Source organism: Peterkaempfera griseoplana, from assembly GCF_001418575.1.
GTDB classification, from domain to species: Bacteria; Actinomycetota; Actinomycetes; order Streptomycetales; family Streptomycetaceae; genus Peterkaempfera; species Peterkaempfera griseoplana.
Genome location: NZ_LIQR01000222.1, coordinates 1 through 26,554, shown reverse-complemented (window position 1 = coordinate 26,554; position 26,554 = coordinate 1). Strand labels below are relative to the sequence as shown.

General features: G+C 73.2%; 24 protein-coding genes and 1 tRNA gene. 6 read left to right on the top strand and 19 right to left on the bottom strand.

Annotation, left to right across the window (positions count from 1 at the left end; all coding sequences use genetic code 11):
- The first annotated feature begins 253 nt into the window (after positions 1-253).
- Together AOK09_RS17630 and AOK09_RS17625 are read left to right on the top strand one after the other, a co-directional pair.
- Positions 254-724 (top strand): ferritin-like domain-containing protein, encoded by a 471-nt coding sequence (locus AOK09_RS17630; protein WP_245687337.1) that lies wholly within the window; start codon positions 254-256, stop codon positions 722-724.
- 103 nt (positions 725-827) lie between these two features.
- Positions 828-1,775: an aminoglycoside phosphotransferase family protein gene (locus AOK09_RS17625; RefSeq protein ID WP_055588164.1), complete on the top strand. Its 948-nt coding sequence runs from the start codon at positions 828-830 to the stop codon at positions 1,773-1,775.
- Between the two features lie 16 nt (positions 1,776-1,791).
- Here AOK09_RS17625 and AOK09_RS17620 read toward each other — a convergent pair whose 3' ends face one another.
- The 17 genes from AOK09_RS17620 to AOK09_RS17540 all read right to left on the bottom strand — a co-directional run bounded on the left by AOK09_RS17620 (position 1,792) and on the right by AOK09_RS17540 (position 21,085).
- A complete protein-coding gene (locus AOK09_RS17620) occupies positions 1,792-2,337 on the bottom strand; it encodes a GNAT family N-acetyltransferase (RefSeq protein WP_055588163.1) in 546 nt (181 codons plus the stop codon).
- 22 nt (positions 2,338-2,359) lie between these two features.
- The gene (locus tag AOK09_RS17615; RefSeq protein ID WP_407675413.1) at positions 2,360-3,199 is read right to left on the bottom strand and encodes a GNAT family N-acetyltransferase; all 840 of its coding nucleotides are present in this window, start codon (positions 3,197-3,199) and stop codon (positions 2,360-2,362) included.
- A gap of 229 nt (positions 3,200-3,428) precedes the next feature.
- Positions 3,429-4,577 (bottom strand): flavodoxin-dependent (E)-4-hydroxy-3-methylbut-2-enyl-diphosphate synthase, encoded by a 1,149-nt coding sequence (ispG, locus tag AOK09_RS17610; protein ID WP_055588161.1) that lies wholly within the window; start codon positions 4,575-4,577, stop codon positions 3,429-3,431.
- Positions 4,578-4,735: 158 nt separating this feature from the next.
- Entirely contained in the window at positions 4,736-5,764 is a 1,029-nt protein-coding gene (gene hpnH, locus AOK09_RS17605; RefSeq protein WP_055588160.1) for an adenosyl-hopene transferase HpnH, read from the bottom strand.
- Between the two features lie 2 nt (positions 5,765-5,766).
- On the bottom strand, positions 5,767-6,522 hold the full coding sequence (locus AOK09_RS17600; protein WP_063795987.1) for a phosphorylase family protein: 756 nt from the start codon (positions 6,520-6,522) through the stop codon (positions 5,767-5,769).
- Positions 6,519-8,603 (bottom strand): squalene--hopene cyclase, encoded by a 2,085-nt coding sequence (gene shc, locus AOK09_RS17595; protein ID WP_079063162.1) that lies wholly within the window; start codon positions 8,601-8,603, stop codon positions 6,519-6,521. The genes AOK09_RS17600 and shc overlap by 4 nt, the downstream gene beginning before the upstream one ends.
- A gap of 64 nt (positions 8,604-8,667) precedes the next feature.
- Positions 8,668-9,750 carry a polyprenyl synthetase family protein gene (locus tag AOK09_RS17590; RefSeq protein WP_055588159.1) on the bottom strand — a complete coding sequence of 361 codons (1,083 nt, stop codon included), beginning with the start codon at positions 9,748-9,750 and terminating at the stop codon, positions 8,668-8,670.
- Between the two features lie 158 nt (positions 9,751-9,908).
- Positions 9,909-11,444 (bottom strand): hydroxysqualene dehydroxylase, encoded by a 1,536-nt coding sequence (locus AOK09_RS17585; RefSeq protein WP_055588158.1) that lies wholly within the window; start codon positions 11,442-11,444, stop codon positions 9,909-9,911.
- A 106-nt stretch (positions 11,445-11,550) separates the two neighbouring features.
- Positions 11,551-12,408: a presqualene diphosphate synthase HpnD gene (hpnD, locus tag AOK09_RS17580; RefSeq protein WP_055588166.1), complete on the bottom strand. Its 858-nt coding sequence runs from the start codon at positions 12,406-12,408 to the stop codon at positions 11,551-11,553.
- A 41-nt stretch (positions 12,409-12,449) separates the two neighbouring features.
- Complete coding sequence (hpnC, locus tag AOK09_RS17575; RefSeq protein ID WP_055588157.1) at positions 12,450-13,430, bottom strand: squalene synthase HpnC; 981 nt, start codon at positions 13,428-13,430, stop codon at positions 12,450-12,452.
- Positions 13,431-13,750: 320 nt separating this feature from the next.
- On the bottom strand, positions 13,751-14,539 hold the full coding sequence (locus tag AOK09_RS17570) for an ABC transporter ATP-binding protein (protein WP_055588165.1): 789 nt from the start codon (positions 14,537-14,539) through the stop codon (positions 13,751-13,753).
- Positions 14,540-14,549: 10 nt separating this feature from the next.
- Positions 14,550-15,452, bottom strand: coding sequence for an ABC transporter permease (locus AOK09_RS17565; protein ID WP_055588156.1), 903 nt, complete (start codon positions 15,450-15,452; stop codon positions 14,550-14,552).
- A gap of 136 nt (positions 15,453-15,588) precedes the next feature.
- Positions 15,589-16,512, bottom strand: a complete 924-nt coding sequence (locus AOK09_RS17560; RefSeq protein ID WP_055588155.1) for a glycosyltransferase family 2 protein — start codon at positions 16,510-16,512, stop codon at positions 15,589-15,591.
- On the bottom strand, positions 16,509-17,327 hold the full coding sequence (locus AOK09_RS17555; protein WP_055588154.1) for a CDP-alcohol phosphatidyltransferase family protein: 819 nt from the start codon (positions 17,325-17,327) through the stop codon (positions 16,509-16,511). Before AOK09_RS17555 ends, AOK09_RS17560 begins: the two co-directional genes overlap by 4 nt.
- Positions 17,305-18,366 (bottom strand): iron-containing alcohol dehydrogenase family protein, encoded by a 1,062-nt coding sequence (locus AOK09_RS17550; RefSeq protein ID WP_055588153.1) that lies wholly within the window; start codon positions 18,364-18,366, stop codon positions 17,305-17,307. Before AOK09_RS17550 ends, AOK09_RS17555 begins: the two co-directional genes overlap by 23 nt.
- The gene (locus AOK09_RS17545; protein ID WP_055588152.1) at positions 18,354-19,109 is read right to left on the bottom strand and encodes a phosphocholine cytidylyltransferase family protein; all 756 of its coding nucleotides are present in this window, start codon (positions 19,107-19,109) and stop codon (positions 18,354-18,356) included. The genes AOK09_RS17550 and AOK09_RS17545 overlap by 13 nt, the downstream gene beginning before the upstream one ends.
- On the bottom strand, positions 19,106-21,085 hold the full coding sequence (locus tag AOK09_RS17540; RefSeq protein ID WP_107101362.1) for a DUF5941 domain-containing protein: 1,980 nt from the start codon (positions 21,083-21,085) through the stop codon (positions 19,106-19,108). Before AOK09_RS17540 ends, AOK09_RS17545 begins: the two co-directional genes overlap by 4 nt.
- A 923-nt stretch (positions 21,086-22,008) precedes the next feature.
- Here AOK09_RS17540 and idi point away from each other — a divergent pair.
- Positions 22,009-22,611: an isopentenyl-diphosphate Delta-isomerase gene (gene idi / locus AOK09_RS17535; protein WP_055588150.1), complete on the top strand. Its 603-nt coding sequence runs from the start codon at positions 22,009-22,011 to the stop codon at positions 22,609-22,611.
- 32 nt (positions 22,612-22,643) lie between these two features.
- On the opposite strand, the gene AOK09_RS17530 is transcribed toward idi, so the two are convergent.
- Together AOK09_RS17530 and AOK09_RS17525 are read right to left on the bottom strand one after the other, a co-directional pair.
- Positions 22,644-23,228: an ATP-binding protein gene (locus tag AOK09_RS17530; protein WP_079063158.1), complete on the bottom strand. Its 585-nt coding sequence runs from the start codon at positions 23,226-23,228 to the stop codon at positions 22,644-22,646.
- A 183-nt stretch (positions 23,229-23,411) separates the two neighbouring features.
- Positions 23,412-24,146, bottom strand: a complete 735-nt coding sequence (locus AOK09_RS17525; protein WP_245687338.1) for an HdeD family acid-resistance protein — start codon at positions 24,144-24,146, stop codon at positions 23,412-23,414.
- Between the two features lie 181 nt (positions 24,147-24,327).
- Here AOK09_RS17525 and AOK09_RS17520 point away from each other — a divergent pair.
- From AOK09_RS17520 to AOK09_RS17510, 3 genes are all read left to right on the top strand, one after another.
- Positions 24,328-24,415: transfer RNA gene (locus AOK09_RS17520), tRNA-Leu, on the top strand.
- A gap of 393 nt (positions 24,416-24,808) precedes the next feature.
- Positions 24,809-25,252: a hypothetical protein gene (locus tag AOK09_RS17515; protein WP_055588149.1), complete on the top strand. Its 444-nt coding sequence runs from the start codon at positions 24,809-24,811 to the stop codon at positions 25,250-25,252.
- A 109-nt stretch (positions 25,253-25,361) separates the two neighbouring features.
- Positions 25,362-26,291, top strand: coding sequence for a hypothetical protein (locus AOK09_RS17510; RefSeq protein ID WP_055588148.1), 930 nt, complete (start codon positions 25,362-25,364; stop codon positions 26,289-26,291).
- The last annotated feature ends 263 nt before the right edge of the window (positions 26,292-26,554 follow it).

The following is a 26,554-nucleotide window of genomic DNA, read 5'->3' as shown; positions in this document are numbered from 1 at the left end:
CACCCGCACCGCGGCCCTGGCCACCGCCTCGCCCGAACTCGCCCGCCTCCTCGCCTCCACCGCCGCCGCCGGCGCCGTCCACGCCCACCGCCTCACCGCCTGAGCCCCGCGCCGCCCGGCCCGGACCCCTGCCGCGGCACGGACGTCACACAGGGAGCACCGGGCACAGGGCCGGGACCGGTGCCCGGCCCGCCGGCCCGGTTCGGTCCGCCCCGGCCCCATCCCCACGACCCCACCGACCCGAAAGCCAGCCGTGACCACGCCGCGCGCCTCCCCCACCCCGGCCGTGCTGACCGCACTGCAGGCCGCCCTCGCCGCCCAGCACGCCGCTGTCTACGGCTACGGCGTCGCCGGCGCCCATCTGACCGGGACCCGCCTCGCCACCGCCCGCGCCGCGTACACCGCCCACCAGGCCCGCCGCGACGCCCTGCAGCGCGAGATCACCGCCCGCCACGCCACCCCGGTCGCCGCCGCCGCCGGCTACGACCTCCCGTTCCCGGTCACCGGCGCGGCGTCCGCGGTCCGGCTGGCGACCCTGCTGGAGGACCGGCTGGCCGCCGTCAGCGCCGACCTGGTGGCCGCCTCCTCCGGCCGGCTGCGCCGCACCGCCGCCGACATCCTCCGCGAATCCGCCCTGCGCGCCGCCCAGTGGCGCGGCGCCACCCTCGGCCCGGCCTTCCCCGGCCTTCCCGAGCGCGCCACCGCCGGGCACCCCTCTCCCTGAGCCCGGCACCGCCCGGGCACCACCTCGCCGCGCCCCCCATCGCACCCATGACCGACAATGGGAACGGCGTCCGCGCCACGGGGGAGCACGACGAGAGGACACCATGCCCGCAGCGATCTCCATCCCCCAGCGGCTCGACCGGATCGTGCGGGCACGGAAGGGCGAGCCGGGAGCGGCCTGGCTGGCCGCGCTGCCGTCCGTGACCGACGACTACCTCGACCGCTGGCAGCTCACGGCGGAGCGCGTCTGCGAACCCGGCGGCCGCACCAGCCTGGTGGTCTACGTACGGCGCGCCGACGGCAGCCCCGCGGCGCTCAAGGTGGGCATGGCGGCCCCGGAGACCGCCCATGAGCACACCGCGCTGGCCCACTGGGACGGCCGCGGAGCCGTGCGGCTGCTGGACGCCGACACCACCCCGGAGCATGCGGTGCTGCTGCTGGAGCGGCTGCACGGCGACATCCCGCTGCGCTCGCTGCCGGAGGCCAAGGCGATGCTGGAGGCCGCCGGACTGCTCCAGCGCCTCTGGGTGGCACCGCCGCCCGAGCATCCCTTCCCGGACGCCGGTGACCATGCGCGGGCCCTCCACGACCTGCTGCGGACGCGACGGGAACTGCCGGCGGTGGCCGCCGCCGACGTCCTGCCCCTGGTCGACGAGGCCCTGGAGGCCGCGGCCGGCCTGCTGGCCTCCGCTCCCCCGCCCGCCCACGGCCGGCCCGACCACGTCCTGCTGCACGGCGACTTCCACCATGGCAATGTGCTGGCCGCCGACCGCATGCCCTGGCTGGCCGTCGACCCCCGTCCGCTGGTCGGCGAACGGGCCTGGGACCTGGCCTGGCTGGCCCGTGACCGGATGGAGACCCTGGTCGGGTCCCCCGGGCCGGAGGCGGCGGTCCGCCGCCGGCTGCACCGGCTGGCCGACTCGCTGGAGGTGGACCGGACCCGGCTCCGCGGCTGGACGCTCTTCCGCACCGTCGAGGCGGGGATCCGCTGCCTGGACGCCGGTGACACCGCCGCCGCCGAGCTGTGGCTGGAGTTCGCCGGCCGGCTGTGACCCGCGGGCCGCGGGCTCAGCCCACCACCCGTCCGCGCAGCGGCAGTTGGGCCCCCATCACCGCGTAGGGCCGCTCCGTGTTGGGGAACAGCACCGGCCGCGCCAGGTCCACGTACCCCAGCGACCGGTACAGCCGTCGGGCGGGGGTCTCCGCGTCGATGGCCGACAGGATGGACCGGGGCAGCCCGGACCGTCTGCAGAGCTCCCCGATCAGCGCGCTCCCCAGCCCGCGCCCCTGCCAGGCCGGCAGCACATGGAGCTCGGTCACGGAGAACGAGCCGTCGAGCCAGCCGTCGGTGCCGCGCGCCCGGAGATAGGGCTCGATGACGGTGCTCCACCACTGCGAGCGGTCATTGGGCATCCCGTAGCCGAAGCCGACCAGCTGCCCGCCGTGCAACGCGCCCAGCGCGATCACCCCGGGCTGGCCGGCATGGCGGGCGACGATCTGCAGGCGTACCGCGATCTCCTCGTCGGTGAGCCCGAAGGCGAGCGCCTGCACCGCCAGCGCCTCGTCGGCTCGCGCAGCGAGGTCGATGGGCTCGATCGTCACGTCGTCGTCCATGGCGGGGGACGTTACCGCGCCGTCAGAAGAGAACGCTCATGAACGCCCCGACCTCCTGGAAGCCGACCCTGCGGTAGGCGGCGCGGGCGGGGCGGTTGAAGTCGTTGACGTACAGGCTGACCACGGGGGCGACCTCCTGCAGGGCGTACCGCACCACCGCGGCCATCCCGGTCTCGGAGAGCCCCTGTCCGCGGCGGTCGGGGGCGACCCAGACGCCCTGGATCTGGCAGGCCCGGTCGGTCACCGCGCCGATCTCGGCCTTGAACACCACCCGGCCGTCCTCGAAGCGGGCGAACGCCCGCCCGCCGGTGACCAGTTCGGCGACCCGGGCGCGGTAGAGCAGGCCGCCGTCCCCCGACATGGGGGAGACGCCCACCTCCTCGGTGAACATCGCGACGCAGGCCGGCATCAGCAGCTCGATCTCGTCGCGCCGCACCCGGCGGACCCGGGGGTCCGGGAGGATGTCGGCACAGGGCTCGGTGACGGTCATCAGCGGCTGGCAGGCGCGGATCTCGCGGGCCGGACCCCAGCCCGGCTCCAGCAGCGACCACAGTTCCGCGGTGGGCTCGGCGGGCCCCACGATGGAGGAGCAGCGCCGCCCCTGTCTGCGGGCCCTGTCGGCGAAGGCCCGTACGGCCTCCGGTCCGGCGCTCACCGGCACCAGGTTGGCCCCGGCGTAGCAGAGGGCGTCCAGCAGTCCGGCGTCGTCGTACCAGCCCCACATCTCGCCGCCGAGCCGCCAGGGGTCGAGCCCTGCCACCTGCACCCTGGCCGCGACGAAGGCGTTGGCCACCGGGTCGCGGTCCAGTACGTCGAGGGCGTCCTCGAGATCCGTCGCATCGAGGACCCTGGTGGTCGACATCGAACTTCCCAGCATCTGCGCGCCTCACCTGCAGTCGGGCTGCCCATGCCGCAGCTCCGGGCCGTCCGGTAGGGGGTCCCGCGGCGCGGGTCCCGACACACGAGGGTACGGACACTGCGGAGGCACCCTACCTCGCAGGTGGCCGCGGCCGCGCGGGGGCGGCCGATACCCGGCCCGCACGGGCCCGACAGCACATGCCGTCCGGCCCGTGCGGGGACCGGCCGGCGGTTCAGCCGACGGGGGTGACGGTGGGCTCGCCCTGCTCGTCCATGCCCTCGGCCAGCTTGAGGGCCTCCTCGATCAGCGTCTCCACGATCTTCGACTCCGGCACCGTCTTGATCACCTCACCCTTGACGAAGATCTGCCCCTTGCCATTGCCCGACGCCACACCCAGATCCGCCTCACGCGCCTCCCCCGGCCCGTTCACCACACACCCCATCACCGCCACCCGCAGCGGCACATTCATCCCCTCAAGACCCGCGGTCACCTCCTCCGCGAGCTTGTACACATCCACCTGCGCCCGCCCGCACGACGGACACGACACAATCTCCAGACCCCGCTGCCGCAGATTCAACGACTCCAGAATCTGGATCCCCACCTTCACCTCCTCCACCGGAGGCGCCGACAACGACACCCGGATCGTGTCCCCGATCCCCTCCGCCAGCAACGCCCCGAACGCCACCGCCGACTTGATCGTCCCCTGGAACGCCGGACCCGCCTCCGTCACCCCCAGATGCAACGGATAATCACACGCCGCCGCCAACTGCCGGTACGCATTCACCATCACCACCGGATCGTTGTGCTTCACCGAGATCTTGATGTCCCGGAACCCGTGCTCCTCAAAAAGCGAACACTCCCACAACGCCGACTCCACCAACGCCTCCGGAGTCGCCCGCCCGTACTTCTCCAGCAACCGCCGGTCCAACGACCCCGCATTCACCCCGATCCGAATCGGAGTCCCCGCCGCCGAAGCCGCCTTCGCGATCTCCGCCACCTTGTCGTCGAACTGCTTGATGTTCCCCGGATTCACCCGGACCGCCGCACACCCCGCATCGATCGCAGCGAACACATACTTCGGCTGGAAGTGAATGTCCGCGATCACCGGGATCTGCGACTTCCGCGCAATCGCCGGCAACGCGTCCGCATCGTCCTGCGACGGCACCGCCACCCGCACGATCTGACACCCCGACGCCGTCAACTGCGCGATCTGCTGCAACGTCGCATTGACATCGGCCGTCACCGTCGTCGTCATCGACTGCACGGACACCGGCGCATCACCACCCACCGGCACACTCCCCACCATGATCTGCCGCGACCTGCGGCGAACGGCGAGCGGCTGAAGCGGCATGGACGGAATACCGAGCGAGATCGCGGTCATGTTTCACCCTCACTGTGGAACGGCGGATCAGTGCTTCGGGGAACGGTGTGAGAGGACGGGGTGAAGGGAGAACCCGGGCAGGCGGGAGCCGCACGGGGAGGAGCCGTGCGGCGCGGGGTGGGGCGGCCCCGCGCCGCACTGGTGGAGGTGACGGGTCCTCAGTGGCCGCGGTTGCCGGCGACGGTCTCCCGGGCGGCGCGGATGGACGCCTTGAGCGATCCCATGGTCGCCAGGACGGCCGTGGGCTCATAGCCGCAGTGGGCCATGCAGTTCTCGCAGCGTGCGTCCTTGCCGCGGCCGTACTTGTCCCAGTCGGTGCCCTCGACCAGCTCCCGGTAGGTCGGGACGTATCCGTCGGACATCAGATAGCAGGGGCGCTGCCAGCCGAAGAGCGAGTAGTTGGGGATGCCCCAGGCGGTGCACTCGAAGTCCACCTTGCCCTCGAGGAAGTCCAGGAACAGCGGGCTGTGGTTGAGCCGCCAGCGGCGCCGGTTGCCGCCCGCGAACGCCTTCTTGAACAGCTCCCTGGTCTGCTGGACGCCGAGGAAGTGCTCCTGGTCGGGCGCCTTCTCGTAGGCGTAGGCGGGCGAGATCATCATCTCGTCCACCTGCAGGTCGTCATTGAGGTAGTCCAGCACCTCGACGACGCTCTGCGCGGTGTCGGTGTTGAAGAAGGTGCTGTTGGTGGTGACCCGGAAACCCCGGGCCTTGGCCTCCTTGATGGCCGCCACCGCCTCGTCGAAGGTGCCTTCCTTGGCCACCGAGGCGTCATGGCGTTCCCGCAGCCCGTCGATGTGCACGGTGAAGGAGAAGTAGGGCGACGGGGTGAACTTGTCCAGCTTCTTGCGGAGCAGCAGCGCATTGGTGCAGAGGAAGACGTACTTGCGCCGCTCCACCAACTGCCGGACGATCTCGTCGATCTGGGGGTGCATCAGCGGCTCTCCGCCGGCGATGGACACCATCGGCGCGCCCGACTCCAGCACCGCGCCCACCGCCTGGGCGACGGGCATCCGCTGCTTGAGCACCCCGGCGGGGTGCTGGATCTTGCCGCAGCCCTCGCACTTGAGATTGCAGGCGAACAACGGCTCGAGTTCCACGATGAGCGGGAACTTGTCCCGGCGCTTCAGGAGTTTCTGCTGGAGGAGGTACGTGCTGATCCGCGCGGTCTGGCGCAGCGGCATGGCCATGGCTAGCTCGCCTCCTGAGGGAGCGTCCGGATAGGGGTAACGGATGGCATTGCGGGATTGCGGTCGATGTCGCCCGCCGGGGCCGCCGCGCCGGGCCGGGGGGCCACGGTCCGGTGCCAGGCGGTGAGGGCGGGCACGGTGGAGCGGAGTGCGCGCCAAGCGCGCACTCCGCTCGGGACCGTGGCCGGGCGCAGCAGTTCACGCTCCGGCGTGTCGACGACTATGCGTACGGCGGCGACCGGAAGCCCGGGCGCGGTCCGTCCGGCGGCCGAGAGCACCGCCGCGGTCTCCATGTCGATGCCGGTGACACCGGCGGCGTGCAGCCGTGCGCGGGCCTCGGCGCCGCGCACCACCTGGTCGGCCGAGTGCAGCAGACCGGTGTGCACGGTCATGCCCCGCTCCCGCAGCAGGCGCGCGAGCAGGGCCGACGAAGGGATCTCGATCGAGCACTCCCCTTCGTCTCGCACCCCGGTGGCAACAACGGCGTCCCCAGGGCTTATTCCCCGTCCTGCGGCGGCGCAGAACCCGACGGCCAGCAGCCCGCCGTAGGCCCCGCCGCCGTCGCCCAGCAGGGCGGTGACGGCCTTTCGGGCGCGCAGCGGTCCCATTCCGGTGGCCGTCAGCACCGCCTTGCCGCCGGACCAGTCGCCGCCGCGCAGCGCCCAGCGCTCCACCCCCAGCGCGCAGACCACCAGCAGCGGGGGTGCGGGCCGGTTCGCCGGTGCGGCGGCTGGGGCGACCGGGTCGGTCGGGGTCATCGGTCGCCCCTCGCCCCGCTGCCCTCGCCGCCGGACCCGTCGCCCCGGGTCCCGGAGGCCGCGGCGAGGGGGGCGGTCAGGGAGCGCACCGGGTGGCCGCCGGCCTCCGGCCGGGGGACGCCGTGGAGGTAGCGGCCGAGTGCGGTCACCGGGAAGACCAGGCGGTAGAGGTTGTAGTTGATGGAGAAGTCCCAGGGGAAGCCGGTGCCGGTGAAGTGCGGCTCGTCCCAGGTGCCCTCCGGCAGCTGGGTGGCGGCCAGCCAGGCGACGCCGCGGTCCACCGCCTCCCCGCTCTCCCCCGCCGACAGCAGGGCCATCAGCGCCCAGGCGGTCTGCGAGGCGGTGGACTCCCCGCGTCCGGACCACTTCTCCTGGTCCTCGTAGGAGCGCATGTCCTCGCCCCAGCCGCCGTCGGCGTTCTGGTGCTCCTCCAGCCACCGCACGGCGCGGCGGACGGCGGGGTGGGCGGTGGGGATGCCCGCGGCGACCAGCGCCGGGACCACCGAGCCCGTCCCGTAGATGTAGTTGGTGCCCCAGCGGCCGAACCAGGAGCCGTCGGTCTCCTGCTCGCGAAGCAGCCACTCCACGCCCCGGCGGGTGCGGGGGTCGCGGGCCTTGCCGACGTCGGCGAGCATCTCCACCACATGGGCGGTGACGTCGGCGGACGGCGGGTCCACCACCTCGCCGAAGTCGCAGAACGGCAGCTTGTTGGGCAGTGTGCTGGTGTTGTCCACGTCGAAGGCGCCCCAGGCGCCGTTCTTGGACTGCATGCCCAGGTTCCAGGCGACTCCGCGCTCCACCGCGGCCCGCAGCCGCTCCTGGTCCGGGTGGGCCACCCGGCGCAGTGCCAGGACCACCTCGGCGGTGTCGTCGATGTCGGGATAGGTGTCGTTGTCGAACTCGAACGCCCATCCGCCGGCGGGCAGCCCGGGCCGCTGGACGGCCCAGTCGCCGCGCCGTCGCACCTCCTCGCCGAGCATCCACTCCGCCGCGGAGATCAGAGCGGGGTGGTCGGCGGGCAGCCCGGCGTCCACCAGCGCGATGGTGGCCAGGCAGGTGTCCCACACCGGGGACTGACAGGCCTCCAGCCAGCGGCCGCCGTCCTCGGTGTGCACGGTGAAGCGGTCGAAGGCGGCGAGTCCGGCCTTCATCACCGGGTGCGCCAGGTCGTAACCCTCCAGGTGGAGGGCGATCAGCGAGTAGACCGCGGGGGGCTGGATCCCGCCCCAGCAGCCGTCCGCCTCCTGGCGCTCCACGATCCAGCGGGTCGCCTGGCCCAGGGCGAGCCGGCGCAGGGGGCCCACCGCGTGCCGGTGGTAGGCGTGCAGCACCCGGTCCAGCCGCTGGAAGAGGCCGTCCCAGCTGGTGGGCGAGGCCATCGGCGGGGTGCGGAAGGGGTCGGCCGGGTCGCTGTGCAGCTCGTCCAGGGCGAAGGGGGCCGGACGGACGGGGCGGTGCGCGGAGACCACGGTCAGCGGCACGATGGTCTGCCGGGCCCAGCAGCCGAAGGAGTAGATGTTGAGCGGGGCCCACTTGGGCAGGAACATGACCTCGGGGGGCAGCTCCGGCAGCCGGCTCCAGGGCCACCAGCCGAAGAGCGCCAGCCAGATCCGGGTGAAGACCCTGCTGGCGGCGATCCCGCCGTGCTCCCGGATCCAGGCCGCGGCGGAGGCCATGTGCGGTGCCTGCGGGTCGTCACCGGCGAGCTTGAGGGCGACATAGGCCTCCACCGTGGTGGAGAGCTCGGACGGGCCGCCGTGGAAGGTGGCCCAGGTGCCGTCCTCGCGCTGCTGGGAGCGGATCCACTGGGCGGTGGCGCGGGTCTGCTCATCGGTGCGGATGCCCAGGAACTGCCGCAGCAGCAGATCCTCGGCGTCCATGGTCACATTGGTCTCGAGGTTGCCCTTCCACCAGCCCTGCTCGTTCTGCAGCGACAGCAGATGGGCGGTGGCGCGCTCCAGCGCCGCCGCGGCCACCGCCCGCGGGGTCGGCGCCGGGGCGCCTGCGGGGGCCGCCGCGGCCCCCTCGGCGGCGGCCGGGTCGCCAGCGGATGCCCCCGCTTCCTGCGGGGGACTCTTCACCGCGACCGGCTCGGGATCGTACTCGGGGTCGAGCCGGCCGTCCGCGGTTGTTGTCACCTTGGGTTCACCTCTCCCGTACGACGACGAATTCGGCGAGTGCGACGAAGTGCTGACGCACCGCATCCGGCATGGGCACCTCGTCCAGGGCGGCGAGGGCGGTCTGATGGCGCCGCCGGGCCTCGTCCTGGGTCCAGGCGCGGCCGCCGGCCTCCTCGATGAGGGCGGCCCTGACGGCGAGCTGCTCCTCGTCCTCGTGGCCCCGCCCCTCGGGGTCGGCGAGCAGCTCGGCCAGGCGCAGCGAGGCCTTGCCGCCCTCGGCGAGGGCGGCGGAGACCGGCAGCGACTTCTTGCGCTGGCGCAGGTCGCCCCAGTGCGGCTTGCCGGTGACCTCGGTGGCGCCCCAGATGCCGAGCAGGTCGTCCACCGCCTGGAAGGCCAGGCCCAGGTGGTAGCCGTAGCGCTCCAGGGCGTCCGCGGTGCGGTCGTCGGCGCCGGCCAGGACCGCGCCGATGGAGGAGGCGCAGGCCAGCAGGGCGCCGGTCTTGTTGCCCTCCATCTCCAGGCACTCCTCCACGGTGACGCGGTCGCGGTGCTCGAAGGAGAGGTCCTGGGCCTGGCCGTCGATCAGCTTGCGGGTCGCGGTGGTGATCCGGCGTACCGCCCGGGCGGCGGCGGACGCCTGGACGGCGGAGCCGTCGGGGGCGTCCAGCAGCACCTCGGTGGCGAGGGCGAAGAGCGCATCGCCGGCCAGGATGGCCTGGGCCGGGCCGAAGACGGTCCAGGCGGTGGCGCGGTGGCGGCGGGTCTCGTCACCGTCCATCAGGTCGTCGTGGAGCAGTGAGAAGTTGTGCACCAGTTCCACCGCGGCACCGCCCGCGGCGCCGGTCTGCGGGTCGGCTCCCACGGCCTGGGCGGAGAGCAGCGCCAGAGCCGGGCGCACCGCCTTGCCGCCGTCGCCGGAGCTGGGCATGCCGTCCCGGTCGATCCAGCCGAAGTGGTAGGCGGCGACGGTGTCCATGGGTGCCGCAAGCCGGCCGACGGCCTCGCGCAGCAGCGGGGTGCACAGGGTGCGTCCGCGCTCCAGGAGGTCCGGCACCGTCAGCGCGGCCTCCGTGGACTGCGAGTCGAGGCGTGAATCCACGCGCATTCCCTCTCCCTGGGGTGTGTGGTCCGCGGCGGGCGTGTGCTCCGTCGTGGACAGGTGGCCTGCCGTGGGCGGTGACGCCGCATCGGGCCGAGCCGTGACGGCGGGGCGACTCCGCCGGTGTGCCGAGGGCGGGGCCGGTTCGGCCGCGGTCGGTCGGTTCACTGCGGCCACCTCCCCGCGGTGTGGGCCGTGCCCGCGGGGCGTCCGCCGAGCGCGGCGAGCGCCTCGTCGGCGGCGCTGTGTCCGCTGCGGACGGCGCCCTCCATGGTGGCGGGCCAGCCGGTGGCGGTCCATGCTCCGGCCAGCACCAGGCCCGGTGTACGGGTACGGGCGCCGGGCCGCAGCCGGGCGCTGCCCGGAGCCGGGTCGAAGGTGGCGTTGCGCTCCCGGGTCACGAAGAAGTCCAGCACCCGGGCGTCGCGCGCGGCGGGCAGCAGCCGCGCCAGCTCGGGCAGATAGCGGCGGCGCAGCTCGGCGACGGGCAGGTCGATCTCCTCCTGCGCCGCCGACTGGGAGACGGCGATGTACTGGGCGCGCTGGTCCCGTTCGGCGAGCCCGGAGTGCCGGGTCCGGTCGAACACCCACTGGACCGGTGTGCCGAGGCCCGCGAAGAACGGCCTGCGCAGCACCCGGCGGTCGTAGACGGCATGCAGGTTGAGGATGGGCGCGGTGCCGAGCCGGCGCAACCGCTGCTGGTCGTCGATGGTGTCCGGGGGGAGCAGGTCGGCTGCGGCATCCTGCGGTACGGCCAGCACCACGGCGTCCGCGTGCAGCAGCTCGCCGCCGGCGGGCAGCCGGTCGCCCTCCACCCGCACGGAGTGCCGGTCGTGGCCGGACCCGGCCGGGCGGTACGTATTCGAACCTTGGGAGGGGGCGTCACCGCCGCCCGGAGCGTCCGCCTCCAGGCCCCCGGCGGATGACTTCAGCGCCGATGCTCTGGCGCGCAGCAGGACCCGTACCCCGCTCTGCTGGAGGGCGTCCAGCGCCGCGTCGTGGTGGATGGCGCCCAGGGGGGCGTCGGCCCAGCCGATGTCGGAGGCTCCGGGGTCGGAGAGCAGGCCGGTCTTGAAGACCATGGCGGCGAGCGCCAGGGACACCTGGTCCGCGGTGGCGTTGAGGGTGGCGACGCCGACCAGGTCCCAGAGCGCCTCGACGGCGCGGCGGGACTGCCCCTGCGCGCGCAGCCAGTCGCCGAAGGACTGCTCGTCCAGGGCCGGATCCGACAGGTCCAGTCGCCACAGGGCGAGGGTCGCCCGCACCACGCCCAGGCGGTCGGCGGTGCCCAGGTGCGGGTAGCGCGACAGGCTGCCGGCCAGGTGCAGCGGCACCGGCAGCGCCGCGCGGCGCAGCCGTCCCAGGCGCAGGCCGTCGGTCCCGCTCCCGCGGGAAGGCGCTGCTGCGACATCCAGGACAGGCACGTCCAGCCGCCGCTGCAGGCTCACCAGGTGGTCGGCGCCGAGCCGGGTGACCAGGCCGCGGTAGGCGGTGCAGCAGCGCAGGAAGACATGCTGGCCGTTGTCGACGGTCAGGTCGCCGCGCCGGAACGAGAAGGCCAGCCCGCCGAGGCGGGGGCGGTTCTCGACCAGGGTGACGGCCAGCCCGGCCTCGGCCAGCCGCAGTGCGGCGGTGATGCCGGCCAGACCGCCGCCGACGACCACCGCCGCGGCACGGTCCTGCGGTACGGCGCCGCTCATCGCCCCTCCCCCCGGGTGCGGTCGCCGCGCCGCGGCGATCGCACCGCTGTGGACGCGTCCGCCCGTCCGCGCGGTTCCGCGGCGGCGGCCGGTGACGGTGTTGCGGTCAAGAGCGCCCTCCGGCCAGGCCGGAGAGCGCCACATAGGCCTTCTCCCATCCGGGCAGCGACACCCGGCCGCGCAGCACCGACTCCGGCTCCGCCGCGATCCGCTGCAGCAGCCGGTGGTAGATGCCCGCCATGGCCGCGGTGCAGGCCCGGCTGCGGCGGTCGAGCATCGGGAGCAGCAGCAGGCCCTCCTCGAAGTACCGCTGCGCCCGTGCGGCCTGGAAGGCGACCAGCCCGGTGAAGTCGGCGCCCGCCGGGGGGCGGGCGGTGTCGAAGCCGGACTCGCAGCCGAACCTGGCCAGATCCTCGGCCGGCAGGTAGGTGCGGCCGTTGGCGGCGTCCTCACGCAGGTCGCGCAGGATGTTGGTGAGCTGCAGGGCCAGGCCCAGGGTGTCGGCGTACTCGGCGCCGAGCTTGGGGTCGGTGCAGCCGAAGACGCCCAGCGAGAGCCGCCCGATGGAGCCCGCCACACAGCGGCAGTAGGTGCGCAGGTCCTCGAAGGTCGCGTACTCGGCGCCGCGCAGGTCCATCTCCACGCCGTCGATCAGCTCGTCGAAGGCGTCCACCGGGACGGGGAAGCGCTCGGCGGCGTCCGCCAGGGCGACCTTGATCGGGTCGGTGTCGTCCTCCTGCACCTCACCGGCGCGGACCTCGTCGAGCAGGGCGCGGGTGCGGCCGAGCAGCTCGGCCTTGCGCTCGGGCGCGAGGTCCCCGTCGCCGATGTCGTCGACCCGGCGGGCGAGGGCGTAGAGCGCGGACATGGCCAGCCGCTTGGGCTCCGGCAGCAGCCTGATCCCGTAGCTGAAGTTGCGCGCCTGCATACCGGTGACTGCCTCGCAGTACCGGTATGCCGCCATGACCTGCGCGGACGCCAGTGGTGATGCCGCCACCCCGGGGCTCACCTTCCCTTCACAAATGTGGCCGCAGCCTCCCGCAGGAGACGGCTCTTGGCGGGCTTGGGCGGCCCCGGCAGTACGTCGTACCCGGCGGCGTGGATCGCCCCCAGGGCGGCGCGCCCTCCGGCGGTGAAACCGGCGAGCAGCAGCCTGAGCCTCCCCCGCACGCTACCTACCAGTGGTGCGCCATGATCGAGCAGGGTCCCTGCTCGACGTGCCTGGAAGGCGACCAGGTCACGCACCCGCTCGCTCGCGGTGGGGGCGGCGAGGTCCGTCTCGGTCACGCCGAATCGGTCCAGGTCCTCCGCGGGCAGATAGATCCTCCCCCTCGCACGGTCCTCCGCAACGTCCTGCAGATGCTCGATCACCTGCAGTGCGCTGCAGATCGCATCCGAGCGCTCCACCCGTTCGGGTGTGGAGACGCCCGCGATGGACAGCACCAGCCGACCGACCGGATTGGCGGACAGCTCGCAGTAGCCCAGCAGGTCCTCGTAGCGGGCGTACCGGACGGTCTGCTGGTCCACCCGGTTCGCCTGGATCAGGTTACGGAAGGGTTCGGCGCTGAGCCCGCGATTTTCCACCAGTGGTACCAGCGCGCGCATCAGGGGGTGGCGGGCCTGCTCCAGGCCGCCGGTGCCCAGCACGATGGCGAAGACCCGGTCCAGGTCGCGCTCCAGGCCGTCCAGCAGGGCCAGCCGGAACTCGGTCTCCTCCTCGGAGGGCAGCGCGGTGCCGGGCCGGGTGCGGGTCTGCGGGACGGGCGTGTCGACGCCGAGCAGGTCGGCGGTCCGCTGCGGGTCGTCCAGGTCGCCGTCGCCCGCGTCGTCGACCAGCCGGGCGAACCCGTAGACCGCCATCAGGTCGTCCCGCCAGGCTGCGGGCAGGAAGAAGGGGGCGACGGGGAAGTTCTCCCTCGCCGCCTTGCCCAGTACCGCGCCCTCCACGGGCGCGCCGGGACTGGCCGTACGTCCGTCCGCGGTCACCGGCGACCGCCCGCCTGGCTGCCGGCAGGTCGCGGCGCCGGGCCGCGCGCCCCCTCGGAATGGGCCGAAGCCACCACTGGCGTCACTCCCCCGTTCTACACCGATCTTGACGGCGTGCACACAGCGGACACGCCCTCACCCCCGCGAGAGCACAACCTGCGCCGGCTCGCCGGGGTGTGCACTCACTCTAGGCCGGGGTGACGACAGCGGCTGCCACGGGGTGATCCCCGGCCGGAATCACCGACGGCCGAGGGCCGGGGAGGCGGGGTGTGCACCCCGTCCCCGGCCCTCGGCCGCGGCGGTGGGAGAGGAGCCGCGCGTCAGCGCTTGTTCTCCTTCTCGTAGGCCTTGATCACCTCGTCGGTGGGCCCGTCCATCAGCAGTTCGCCCTTCTCCAGCCAGATCACGCGGTCGCAGGTGTCGCGGATCGACTTGTTGTTGTGGCTCACCAGGAAGACGGTGCCGGCCTCCTTGCGCAGCTCGCGGATGCGCTCCTCGCTGCGGCGCTGGAACTTGGCGTCACCGGTGGCCAGCGCCTCGTCGATCATGAGGACGTCATGGCTCTTGGCCGCGGCGATGGAGAACCGCAGCCGGGCCGCCATACCGGAGGAGTAGGTGCGCATCGGCAACGAGATGAAGTCGCCCTTCTCGTTGATCCCCGAGAAGTCCACGATCTCCTCGTAGCGGGACTTGATCTCGTCCTGGCTCATGCCCATGGCCAGGCCGCCGAGGATGACGTTGCGCTCACCCGTGAGGTCGTTCATCAGCGCCGCGTTGACGCCCAGCAGCGACGGCTGCCCGTCGGTGTAGACGGCGCCGCGCTCGGCCGGCAGCAGGCCCGCGATGGCCCGCAGCAGGGTCGACTTGCCCGAGCCGTTGGAGCCGATCAGGCCGATGGCCTCGCCCTTGTAGGCGGTGAAGGTCACCCCGCGCACGGCGTGCACCTCGCGCACCGAGGGGGAGCGCCGCTTGGAGACGATGCGGCTCAGCGCCGAGGTGGCGCTGCCCTTGCCGCTGCCCGCGCCGTGCACGCGGTAGACGATGTGCAGGCCGTCGACGATCACGGTCGGGATGCGCTCCCGGGTGATGGTGCCGGCGTCCTCGGTCATGGTCGGTGCCTCAGCCACGGCCGTACTCCTCCTCAGCCTTCCAGAAGTACACGAACCCACCGAGGCCCACGACGACCGCCCAGCCGATCGCCCAGCCCCAGACGTGCGCGGGCAGGATGTCGCTGTGCACCGACCGCAGCAGGGAGTAGCGCATCAGGTCGATGTAGACCGCGATGGGGTTGACGTCCAGCAGGGTCCGGGCCCAGGAGGGGACGTCGATGTTCTGGATGTTGAACATCACGCCGGAGGCGTACATCCAGGTGCGCAGGATGAAGGGCATCAGCTGCGCGGTGTCCGTGACCTTGGCACCCACCCTGGCCAGGATCATCGCCAGTCCGGTGTTGAAGACGAACTGCAGCCCCAGCGCGGGCAGTACCAGCACCCAGGCCATCAGCGGCGGGTTGGCGAAGAGCACGATGCCCAGCAGCACGATCATCGAGAACAGCAGCTGCTGCAGCTGGATGATGGTGAAGGAGATCGGCAGGCAGGCGCGCGGGAAGTGCAGCGCCCGCACCAGCCCCAGGTTGTCGGCGATGGACCGGGTGCCGGCCATCACCGCGTTCTGGGTGAAGGTGAAGATGAAGACGCCGATGCAGAGGAACTGGATGAAGTGCGGGGTACCCCGCCCGGTCTTCAGCAGCAGCCCGAAGATCAGGAAGTAGACCGCGCAGTTCAGCAGCGGGGTCATCACCTGCCACAGCTGACCGAGTTTGGCCTTGGTGTACATGGCCGTCAGCCGCGCCGTGGAGTACGCCACGATGAAGTGCCGTCTCGACCAGAGCTGCCGGATGTACGCCGGAAGGCTCGGGCGCGCGCCGCTCACCGACAGGCCGTACTTGGCGGCGAGCTGCGCCGGGCTCAGGCCCTGGTCAGGGCCTCCCGCCACCGCTACGGGGCGGATGTGCTCACTCACTGTTGACACTTTCGTCCTATGCGAGATCGGCAGGTCCGGCTTCCGTTCAACGGGCGCTCTCCTGCAATCGTGCCGTTGCTGCTGCAACGGGGATCTTCGCGGGCCTGGGTCCGCAGGTCAAATGAGGATCTCGTGATCAGATGACCGGGGGACGACCGAGCCGGGTCAGCCGCCACACAGTACGCCACCGCATGGGCCGGCGCAGCCCGCAGGGCGTCCGCCAGCCCTCACGGAATCCTCCCATCCACGCCTTCAGCGCGGCACGGGAGGGTCGGCGAACCAGAGTGAGCAGGATCCAGGTGCCCAGATAGGCCGGGACCAGCAGGGCGGGAAGGTTGCGGCGGGCGAGCCAGACCCGGTTGCGGGCCACCATCCGGTGGTACACCGCATGCCGGCTGGGCAGGGTCGCCGGGTGGTACAGGACGATGTCCGCGCGGTACTCGATGGACCAGCCGGCGTCCAGGGCGCGCCAGGCCAGGTCGGTCTCCTCATGGGCGTAGAAGAACTCGCCCGGGAGCTGGCCGGCCTGCGCGAAGACGCTGCTGCGCACCGCCGAGGCGCCACCGAGGAAGGTGGTGACCACCGAGGAGCGCAGCGGGTCGGAGGCGCGCAGCCGCGGGACGTGGCGGCGCTGGGTGGTGCCGGTCTCCGGATCGGCGATCCGGAAGGAGACGATGCCGAGCCCGGGGTCGGCGGTGAAGGCCGCCCGCAGCTTCTCGGCGGTGTCGTCGCCGGGCAGCAGCCCGTCGTCGTCCAGGAAGAGCACCGCGTCGACCTCGCAGCCGTCCTTGCCGAACGCCTCGATGCCGACGTTGCGACCGGCCGGGATGCCGAGGTTCTCCTCCAGCTCGACCGTGCGGACGCCCTCGGGCAGCGCCGGCAGCGGGGCGCCGTTGCCGACCACCACCACCTCGACCGCGGGCCCGCGCTGCTTGGCGACCGACTCCAGCAGGGCGTTCAGCTCGACCGGCCGGTTGCCCATGGTGAGCACGACCGCGCCCAGCCGGAAGCCGTCGCGCTCCGTCCGGCCGCCGCCCGCCGCCGGCAGGGCCGCGCTCATCGCAGCCTGCTGGAGAGGACGATGCTGGCCAGGTGGAGCAGGGTCTGCACCAGGGCGATGGCGGCGAGCACCGCGACCGCGATCCTGGTGAAGAGCAGATCGCCGTGGACCGCGTCGGCGATGCCCACCGCCAGCAGCACCAGCGAGGCCTCCACACCGCCCACCAGCCGGTGGAACTTCAGCGCGGCCGCCGCCTTGCGGGCCTTGGCGACACCCGAGGAGCGCGGCACCGAGGCGGCGTCCTGCACGGCCAAGAGGCCGCTGCGGATCCGGGCGACGTCCACCAGGTCGGTCTCGGCCTTGATCAGGATCGCGCCCAGCGCGGCCACCGTGCCCAGGAAGGCCCACTCCCAGTGCGAGGCTCCGCCGTCGCGGTGGAACAGGTCGGCGGCCCGCAGTCCGGCGCCGGTGAGCAGCGCCGCCTCGGCGAGGTAGTGGCCGACCCGGTCCAGGTAGACACCGGTGACCGAGGTCTGCCGCCGCCAGCGGGCCACCTCGCCGTCGATGCAGTCCAGCAGCAGGTAGACCTGGATGAGGACGGCACCCAGGACGGCGCCGGCGATCCCGGGGACGAGCAGCGCGGCACCCGCGACGATGCCGGTGAGCATCATCAGATAGGTGAGGCTGTTGGGCGTGACCCGGGTGTTCACCAGCAGGCGGGTGAACCGCAGGGAGATCCGCCGCATGTAGATGCGGCCCGCCCAGTGCTCGCCGCTGCGGCGGTCGAGCAGCCCCTCGGGGTGGACGGCGGCGCGCAGCTCCTCGACGGAGGGGCGGTGCGTGCGGGTCGGCTCAGCTGTTGACGGCATGGACATAGTCGGAGTACGCGTCCCTGATGGCAGAAGTGTCGAGGTCGAGGTGCTCGAGGATGGTGAAACGGCCGGGGCGGGTCTGCGGTGCGTAGTGGACCGCCGCGGTGAACTCCTCCTCGGAGAAGCCGATCTCCTCGGCGGTCACGGGCAGTCCGTGGCGCGCCAGGGTCTGGACGATCAGGCCGGAGCCCTCCCGGTCGCCCCGCAGGAAGGTCGCGAAGGCCGCGCCGATGCCCACCTGCTCGCCGTGCTGGGCCGACCGCTTGGGGTACAGGATGTCCAGCGCGTGCGAGATCTCGTGGCAGGCCCCCGAGGACGGCCGGGTGGAGCCGGCGATGTTCATGGAGATGCCCGAGAGCACCAGGGACTCGGCCAGCGCGGTGAGCAGCTCGGTGTCCTCCAGGGTGCCGGGGTGGCGCAGCAGCACCTCGCCCGCCGACCGGGCCATGGCGATGGCCAGGCCGTCCACCGGCTCCCTGGTGACCCGCTGGGAGAGCTCCCAGTCGGCGCAGGCGGAGATGTTGGAGATCGCGTCCCCGATCCCGGCCGCCACGAAGCGCTTGGGGGCGCTGCGGATGACGTCCAGGTCGACGATGATGCCGATCGGGTTGGGCACCCCGTAGGAGCCGCGGCCTGCGTCGTTGTCCAGCGTGGACACCGGCGAGCAGATGCCGTCGTGGGCCAGGTTGGTCGCCACCGCCACCATGGGCAGGCCGACCCGCGCCGCGGCGTACTTGGCCGCGTCGATGACCTTGCCGCCGCCGAGGCCGACCATGGCGTCGTAGTGGCCGGCCCGAACGGCGTCGGCGAGCAGCACCGCGGAGTCCAGGGTGCCGTCGGCGACCGAGTACCAGTCCGCGCCCGGCAGCTGCGGCTCCAGCCGCCCCCGGAGGGCGGCGCCGGACCCGCCGCTGACCGCCACGGCTATCCGGCCGGAGGTGGACAGTCGCTGGTCGGCGAGGACCGTGGCGAGGTCGTCCAGTGCTCCGGCACGGATGTCGACGACGACCGGCGACGGGATCAGGCGGGTCAGTACCGGCACGCGATCTCCCGGGCCTTGGCCAGGTCGTCGTGGTTGTCGATCTCGACCCAGGAGACCTCGCCGATCGGCTGGACGTCGATCCGCTGACCGCGGTCGACCATCTCCTGGTAGCCGTCCTCGTAGTAGAGCTGCGGGTCGCGCTCGAAGGTGGCCTGCAGGGCGGAGGCGAGGTCGGCGGCGGCCGAGGGGTTGATCAGGGTGACGCCGATGTACTCGCCGGTGGCGGTGGCCGGGTCCATCAGCTTGGTGATCCGCTGGACGCCCTTCTCGGCGTCCACGATGACCTTCATCTCCTCGTCGGCGAGGTGCTTGACGGTGTCCAGGGCCAGCAGGATGCCGGGCTGCGCACCGGCGGCGGTCAGCCGCTCGTTGGCCTCCAGCATGGTCTGCTCCACCGAGACCGGGTGGACGGTGTCACCGTTGGCGAGCACCAGGCCCTCGCTGAAGAGGTCGCGGGCGCACCACAGGGAGTAGGCGTTGTTCCACTCCTCGGCCTTGTCGTTGTCGACCAGGGTGAGGGTGACGCCGTACTTCTTCTCCAGGGCGGCCTTGCGGTCGTACACGGCCTCCTTGCGGTAGCCGACGACGACGGCGACGTCCCGCAGACCGACCTCGGCGAAGTTGCCGAGGGTGAGGTCGAGGACGGTCGTCTCGCCGTCCACCGGCACCAGGGCCTTGGGCAGGGTGTCGGTGTACGGGCGCAGGCGGCGGCCGGCGCCGGCGGCCAGAACGAGGCCGATCATGCGGTGTCTCCTGTTTCGTCGTGGACTGCCGGCGCTTCGCCGCCGAAGACCCAGAAGCGGATGCTCTCGGCCAGGACAACCAGCGCCAGGACGGCGGCCATGGCCGCCAGGGTGACCTGCAGCGCGTGGGCTCCGGGGAGCCGGGCGCCGGCCGGTCCGTGCGGGCTGCCGCCGTATGCGAGTGCGGCGGCGACGGTGAGTAGCAGTACCCGGCCCTCGTGGCCGCCTGCTGCGCGCACCAGCCACCGCGGCGGCGCCCCGGTGCCACCGCGGATGCGGTAGACCGTGTCGTAGTGATGGTAGGCGACGGCCGCGACCAGCCCGAAGGCGGCGGGCACGGCCGGACCGGACAGCTGGGCGGCCAGGCCCAGCACGGTGAGGTACTCGGCGGCGCGGAACACCGGCGGCACCAGCCAGTCCAGGGGGCCGCGCAGCGAGCGGGCGACCGCCAGCGAGGAGGTGACCAGGTAGCCGACGGCCGCGGCCACCGCCCACCAGGTGCCGGCGCCGCCCAGCAGCACACCGGCCAGCAGCAGCGCCGCACCGGCGACGGCGATGGCAGGGGTCGCGTACGCGGGCAGCCGGCGCGCGAGCGGACGCAGCAGGCGTGCGCCGAGCTCCGCGAGCGGGCCCGAGTCGGCGAGCTCGGCGAGGGCGTCGGCGGCACGGTCGGTACGGGCCCGCAGCCGGGTGACCGAGCGCAGCACCCGGCCCGCGGTGGTGTAGCAGGCGGCGAAGGCGCAGCCGATCAGCAGCACCACCAGGGTGGTCCGCGGGGTGGTGAGCGCGGTGAGGACCGCGATCAGGGCCCAGCGCTCACCGATCGGCAGCACCACGATGCGGCGTGCCCACACCGTCCAGCCCACCCGGTCCAGCCGGTTGGAGAGCTGCGCGGTGGGGCTGGAGTTGCCCGCCGCGTCGTGGTTGGCCTCCATGAAGGCGAAGTCCACGACATGGCGGCAGCTCTGCAGGACCATCGCGCCCAGCGCCAGCGTCCAGACGTCGTCGCCGCCGACGGAGGCGCCCACGGCCAGGCCGGCGTAGTACGCGTACTCCTTGATCCGGTCGAAGGTGGCGTCCAGCCAGGCGCCGAGAGTGGAGTACTGCAGCGAGTAGCGGGCCAGCTGGCCGTCGGTGCAGTCCAGCACGAACGAGGCGATCAGCAGCACACCGGCGGCCACGAACCCGGGCCTGGTGCCGGTGGCCGCACTGGCGGCGGCGAGCAGCGCCACCAGCAGCGAGCCGGTGGTGACCTGATTGGGCGTCAGGCCGCGGCGGGCACACCAGCGGGCCAGGTAGCGGGAGTAGGGGCTGATGCAGAAGGTGGTGAAGAAGCCGTCCCGGGACTTCACCGCGCGCCTCAGCCGCACCGCCTCCTCGTCGACGGCGGCGGTGCGCCGCGCCGCGTGGCCGCGGTCGGCGTCGTCGGCGGGGACCGCGGCGACCAGCTCGCCCAGCTCCGGGCGGTACACCTCGGTCCCGGCCGCCTCAAGGGCCGCCGCCAGGGTGTCGGGCAGGACGGCCACGGCGACCCGGTCGGCCGCCGCGCTGTCCACCATCACGGTGCGGCCCTCGTCGGCCGCGGAGGTGTCGAGCATCACCGTCGCGGCGCCCGGGTCCGTCCCCTGCTCCGAGGGGGACGGCAGCACCAGGGTGGCGCCGCCTCCCGCGGCGGAGGTGCTCGCGGCCAGCCGCTGGGCGGCGCCGGCGAGCGCGGCGCGGGCCTCGGGCCCGTCGGCGGTGAGCGCGCCGGGCACCGCGGCTGCGGGGAAGCGGGGGTCGGTCAGACCGAGCCGCAGCGCGTGCCGGTGGCCGACGAAGCGCCGGTCCACCACGGCGACCCGCTCGCCCGCCGGGGCCTCGGCCAGCAGCCGGGCCAGCTCGGCGGGGCCGGCGGCGTCCAGGACATGGCGGTAGCCGAGCGCGGCGAGGTCTGCGGGGAGCGCCTGCCGCGCACCACCGTCCGGCTCTGCGATGCCGCCCGGGTCGGGGCCGGTCAGGATGGCGGTGGACAGCGGAACTCACTCCCTGGAGGTGCGGGGCAGCCGCCCGCCCGGACGATCGCAGGCAGGCCGTGGGCCGCTGCACGGCCCGGTGGTGGTGCGTCGGCAGAGGCTATCGGATGAAGTCCGGGGAAACAGAGGGGGAGCCCTCCGGGTCCGAGCGGTGCCGAAACACCCGTGTCGATCATCTTTGCCGACTCCGGGGGCCCCGGACAAGCCATCGCACGGGCCCTCTCGACGGCTCTCCGCGCGCTGCCCGAACAGCGGCTTTCCCTCCGGGCGCCGCGGTGGCAGCCGCCGGACGCCGGACAGGGCGGGGCCGCAGGCGCCGGTCGGGGCGCGGCGGCGGGGCCGGTGGCTCCCGCCCGGGGGAGAGGCAGTGGGTCACGGCGGCGCTCGCAGGCCTGTGGGCGGCACGGGGCCGTCGGCCCGGGTCGCCGGGTCCCCCATGGGCGGGGCCGGTCCGCCGGGCGGCCCGGGACAAGGCGGAACCGGGCCCTTCCGGGAGTGCGCGGGCCGCACGACGAGCGCCTGTGGACGACGGCCCGCCCCCGTGGCACCGCCGCCGAACGGCCGGACAGACGCCCTCCGCAGGCTCCCCGCAGGCACCCGTCAACGCAGGGCCCAGCACCGTCCCCCCGGGACCCGGCACCCCGCACCGCCCGCGCACCCGGTGGCATCCGCCCCACCGCCCGCCACGAGGGCTTCGGTGCGCCGGTCCCGATGCGTGCGTCGGGCGAACCACGGCTGCCCCGTACGGCAGACTGGGGCATCGGCGCCACACCCGTATGCCCCGGTGGCAGCAGGTGGGGCGCCCAGCCGAACCGCCGGACCGGGCGGGTGGGTCCGCGCACACGGCGCGGGCGGCGACCGGTCCTCGCGCCGAAAGGGGCCATATGCCGACCAGCGGAACCACGAGCCCAGCCACCGTCGACGGTGCACCGGGCGACGCCCTTGCCGCGCCGGAGATCCTGCTTGAGCTCGTGGACGACCAGGGCCGCACCATCGGCACCGCGGAGAAGCTCTCCGCCCACCAGGAGCCCGGCCGTCTGCACCGGGCCTTCTCGGTCTTCCTCTTCGACGCCGAGGGGCGGCTGCTGCTGCAGCGCCGTGCGCTCGGCAAGTACCACTCCCCCGGTGTCTGGTCCAACACCTGCTGCGGCCACCCCTACCCGGGCGAGCAGCCGTTCGTGGCCGCCGCCCGCCGTACCGCCGAGGAGCTGGGGGTCGCCCCGGCGCTGCTGCGGGAGGCCGGGACGGTCCGCTACGACCTGCCCGACGCCGCCTCCGGGCTGATCGAGCGGGAGTGGAACCACCTCTTCGTGGGGCTGGCCACCGCTCCCCTGCGGCCCGATCCGGCGGAGGTGGAGGACACCGCCTTCGTCACGCCCGGGGAGCTGGCGGCGCTGCGCGCCGAGCGGCCGTTCTCGGTCTGGTTCGAGACCGTCCTCCAGGGGGCGCTGCCGACGATCCGGGAGATCACCGGCGTGGACTGGTGAGCCCGGGGCGGCTGGGGCGGGGCTCCCCCGGCTCAGCCGCCGTAGGGCGCCGGACGGCCCGGCAGGGGCCGCTCCGGCGCGCCTGCCGGGCCGGGGAGGACCGGGTAGGCGGAGGCCGGGCTGGGCAGTGCCGGTTCCATACGGGCGACGGGGATGGGCAGCGAGGCCCACACCACCTTGCCGCCGTTGACGGTGCGGTCCACGTCGCAGGCCCCGCCCGCCTCCTGGGCGATCGCCTTGACCAGCAGCAGCCCCCGCCCGCCGGTGCGGCCGTGGTCGTTGTGGAGCGCCTTGGGGCGGTACGGGTGGCTGTCCTCCACCGAGACCCGCACCCAGCCGCCGCCGATCACCACCTCCACCACTATCTGCGGGGAGAGCACGGCCGCGTGCTTCACGGCGTTGGTGACCAGTTCCGAGACGATCAGCAGCAGCCCCTGGAGCAGGTCCTCGTAGAGCGGCCGCCCGGCCAGGCCCTGGGCGGTGAGCAGATCGCGGACCGCATGCCGCGCCTGCGGGACCGAGGACTCCTGGGAGGGGGCGGCGAACCGCCAGACCCCCTCCACCGGGCCGGGCCCGGTGCCGCCGGGGGCGCTCGGCGCGCCCCCGCTGATCTGCATCACATCAAGCCGCCCTTCACACACCTCGGACACGGGGTTCGCCCTCGTTTTCCGAGGCTAGAGCGCGGCCGCAGCCCACGGGTGGCTGATCGCAACTCGGCAGATCGGGACCCGTCAAGACGCTAATTGCTCGAATTCAGCTCACTCTGCCTCACTCTTCGATCGGTTCACTGATCGATCCGGTCAGATCCCCATCGGCGGGGTCGGCGGATGGTCGGACGGCCCGGACTGGCCGGGGCGCGTCGTCCCGGCCCCGCCGCCGTGCGACTCCCGCTCCCGGATCCCGGCCTTCCTGGCGTCCTCGCGGCCCGCGAGGTACGAGTCGACCTCGTCCCGCCGCCGTTCCTCGTCCACCTGGGCGAGCACCCGCCGGCCGCTCAGACCGGTACTGAGCAGCCCGAGGCCGTCGAACAGCAGGGCCAGCGAGAAGAACAGGCCCAGGGTGTAGAGGGAACTGGTCGGCCATGCGGCCAGCACCAGCGCGCCCAGCAGCAGGTCGAGCACTCCGAGGAAGATCGTCCACCCCAGCTGGGGCCCCCGTACGGCCAGCCCGCCGACCACCCGGAAGACACCCGCCGTGAGGAAGAGCAGCGCCGCGAACAGCGTCAGCGCCACCGCGGCCACCCTCGGATGGAGCACCATCACCAGGCCTGCCGCCAGATTGACCGCGGCGACCGCGGCACCCAGCCAGAAGAAGTTGTCCTTGCGCGACTGCACCGCGTGCACCAGCCCGACCACCCCGCCGATCAGCAGCAGGCAACCGAACAGCAGCACGGTGGTGATCGTGGCCACCCCGGTGTAGATCAGACCCACGATGCCCGCGATGACCAGCAGCGAGCCCAGCGCCACCAGCAACCCGAAGTTCCGATGCAGCCGGGCCTCGGGGGCGACCCGGTCCTTGTCCTGTTTTCTGCGCACTGCGACCTCCACGGCCTGTCGGGCGAGCTGTCCGAACTGGTGCACCCATACCCGCTAAGAGATCATCCATCCCGTTTCGCCCCATCCCGACGATGGAAACGCAGGTGAGCGGCACCCTCAGGGCCTGGTATTCTTTCCATGTCGCCACGGGGAACAGCACGGGAACCGCGGCACACACCCTGTCCGGGTGGCGGAATGGCAGACGCGCTAGCTTGAGGTGCTAGTGCCCTTTATCGGGCGTGGGGGTTCAAGTCCCCCCTCGGACACCATGGTCAACCGACCACATCAGGCCGGTCGAAGCGGCAGAAAGTCGCTTCGACCGGCCTGATTGCTGTGGCGGACGTGGCGCGGTCCTCCTCGTATCGGGGATCCACCCCTTCGGGACGGACACCGTCGTCCCCTGCGCCCCGGACAGCGCTGCGGCATCGCACTCGACCCTGCCCACCGCGACCCAGTGGGTACCCCCGCGCCGCCTGGGCCACGGCTGGCTGTGGAATCCGGCACCGGCCTGCTGTACGCCGGGTACGACCGAACCGCCCCGGGCGTGAGCGCGTGCCCCCGACCGGCGTCCTGCCCCGTACGGGCGCGGCCACCGGGCGGCCGATACCCCGGCCGGGTATTCTCGGGACACCATGCGGACGTCGTCCAGGAAGGGGCGAGCAGTGGCACGAAGCGCTGGCCGGCCAGGGCGGGCTGATGCCCGGCTCGGCTTCGTCTGGCTGCTGCTGCTCGGCCTGTTCCTCATGCACGGCAGCCCCGCCGCGGCAGCCACCGGCTGCCACGGTTCGGCACCCGCCGCCGTCTCGGCGGCGATGGCGGACGACGGCGCCGCCGACGCAGCCGCGGAGCACGCCCATGCCGCCGACCGCCCCGGCGCCGTCGTCGCTGATGCGTCCGGCGGCCGCCATGCGAGCGGCGTGCTGTGCGTCTCCACCCCCGCGCGGGACCATCTGGCGCTGCCGCTCGGCCTCGTCGCGATCACCGTCGCCGTCGGGATCGTGGCGGTTCTCGTCGGCGCCGTTCCCCGGGTGGGCGGCGCCACGCGCCGCGGGCCGCCGAGAGCAGGACGGCGCCTGCTGGCACAGGTGTGCATCGCGCGGACGTGACAGGCCCCTCCGGGCCCCGGTAACTCTCCGGGACTCCGGCACGGCCCCCTGTCCACTTCCGGCATGCGCCCTGATCGGGTGCACGCACGTCCAGAAGGACTCCATCGCGATGACCGTTCGCGTCCACCTGACCTCCCGCCGCCGCGCCTGTGCGACGGCTGCCGCTTCCGCCGCCCTCGCCCTCACCCTGGCGGCCTGCGGCTCGACCGCCTCCCACGACTCCTCCATGCCCGGGATGTCCGGGATGCCCGCCGTCGCGTCCGCCACCCCGAGTACGACGTCCTCGTCGAGCGGCATGGACCACGACATGCCCGGTATGCACACCGGTGACGGGCTCTCCGACACGCAGGACGGCTACCGGCTGGCGCCCGCCACCTCCCGGCTCGCGGCAGGGATGCCGACTGCCTACCGCTTCACCGTCATGGGCCCGGACGGCAGGCCGGTCACCGACTTCACCCTCGACCAGACCGAGCGAATGCACTTCTACGCCGTCCGCTCCGACCTCACCGGCTTCCAGCACATCCACCCGGCCATGGCACCCGACGGCACCTGGACCGCGCCGCTCGCCGCCCTCACCCCCGGCAGGTGGCGCGTCTACGCCTCCTTCACCCCCGCGGGCGGAAGCGGAGCAGGCCATGACCTCGTCCTCAGCCATACGGTCACCGTCCCCGGCGACCACGCCGACACCCCGCTGCCGGCCGCCGCGTCCACCACTGCCGTCGACGGCTACACCGTCCGGGTCGCCGGTGAACTCATGGCCGGAATGGCTCACCCCCTGACCGTCACCATCACGCGGAACGGCCGCCCTGTCACCGACCTCCAGCCCTACCTGGACAGCTATGCCCACCTGACCGCGTTCCACGAGGGTGACCAGGCGTTCGCCCACCTCCACCCCCAGGTCCAGGTGACCGGGGACCACGGCGGGCCGACGCTGCCCTTCCACGCCGAACTCGCCCGGTCCGGCAACTGGCGGCTCTTCCTGCAGTTCCGGACCGGTGGCACCCTCCACACCGCCCAGCTGACCCTCGCCGTCAGCTGACGCGCCACGCCGGGGCCCCGGTCGGGGCCCCGGCACAGCCGCACCGCGACCGACGTCATGGTGCCCCCGATCCTTCCTCTGCCCGTGGTCTCCCGCCTCACCGGACGACCGCACTGTCCGCTGCTGGGTGGGGGATGGGTGAAGGGCCCCGGGTGTTCCCGGGGCCCTTCGGTGGTGTGGTGCCGGTGTCGGCTCAGTACCAGTGGTGGGTCTGCCAGAACGCCCAGGCGGCGTTGGGGCTGCCGTAGCGGTCGTTCATGTAG

Bases quoted from the DNA above. Each gene is read 5' to 3' on its own strand.
- ispG (WP_055588161.1), bottom strand. From the start codon at position 4,577: ATGACCGCGATCTCGCTCGGTATTCCGTCCATGCCGCTTCAGCCGCTC.
- AOK09_RS17625 (WP_055588164.1), top strand. From the start codon at position 828: ATGCCCGCAGCGATCTCCATCCCCCAGCGGCTCGACCGGATCGTGCGG.
- AOK09_RS17560 (WP_055588155.1), bottom strand. From the start codon at position 16,512: ATGAGCGCGGCCCTGCCGGCGGCGGGCGGCGGCCGGACGGAGCGCGAC.
- AOK09_RS17570 (WP_055588165.1), bottom strand. From the start codon at position 14,539: ATGACCGAGGACGCCGGCACCATCACCCGGGAGCGCATCCCGACCGTG.
- AOK09_RS17510 (WP_055588148.1), top strand. From the start codon at position 25,362: ATGACCGTTCGCGTCCACCTGACCTCCCGCCGCCGCGCCTGTGCGACG.
- hpnD (WP_055588166.1), bottom strand. From the start codon at position 12,408: ATGGCGGCATACCGGTACTGCGAGGCAGTCACCGGTATGCAGGCGCGC.
- AOK09_RS17600 (WP_063795987.1), bottom strand. From the start codon at position 6,522: ATGACCCCGACCGACCCGGTCGCCCCAGCCGCCGCACCGGCGAACCGG.
- hpnH (WP_055588160.1), bottom strand. From the start codon at position 5,764: ATGGCCATGCCGCTGCGCCAGACCGCGCGGATCAGCACGTACCTCCTC.
- AOK09_RS17620 (WP_055588163.1), bottom strand. From the start codon at position 2,337: ATGGACGACGACGTGACGATCGAGCCCATCGACCTCGCTGCGCGAGCC.
- AOK09_RS17530 (WP_079063158.1), bottom strand. From the start codon at position 23,228: ATGCAGATCAGCGGGGGCGCGCCGAGCGCCCCCGGCGGCACCGGGCCC.
- AOK09_RS17615 (WP_407675413.1), bottom strand. From the start codon at position 3,199: ATGTCGACCACCAGGGTCCTCGATGCGACGGATCTCGAGGACGCCCTC.
- idi (WP_055588150.1), top strand. From the start codon at position 22,009: ATGCCGACCAGCGGAACCACGAGCCCAGCCACCGTCGACGGTGCACCG.
- AOK09_RS17590 (WP_055588159.1), bottom strand. From the start codon at position 9,750: ATGCGCGTGGATTCACGCCTCGACTCGCAGTCCACGGAGGCCGCGCTG.
- AOK09_RS17545 (WP_055588152.1), bottom strand. From the start codon at position 19,109: ATGATCGGCCTCGTTCTGGCCGCCGGCGCCGGCCGCCGCCTGCGCCCG.
- AOK09_RS17555 (WP_055588154.1), bottom strand. From the start codon at position 17,327: ATGTCCATGCCGTCAACAGCTGAGCCGACCCGCACGCACCGCCCCTCC.
- AOK09_RS17585 (WP_055588158.1), bottom strand. From the start codon at position 11,444: ATGAGCGGCGCCGTACCGCAGGACCGTGCCGCGGCGGTGGTCGTCGGC.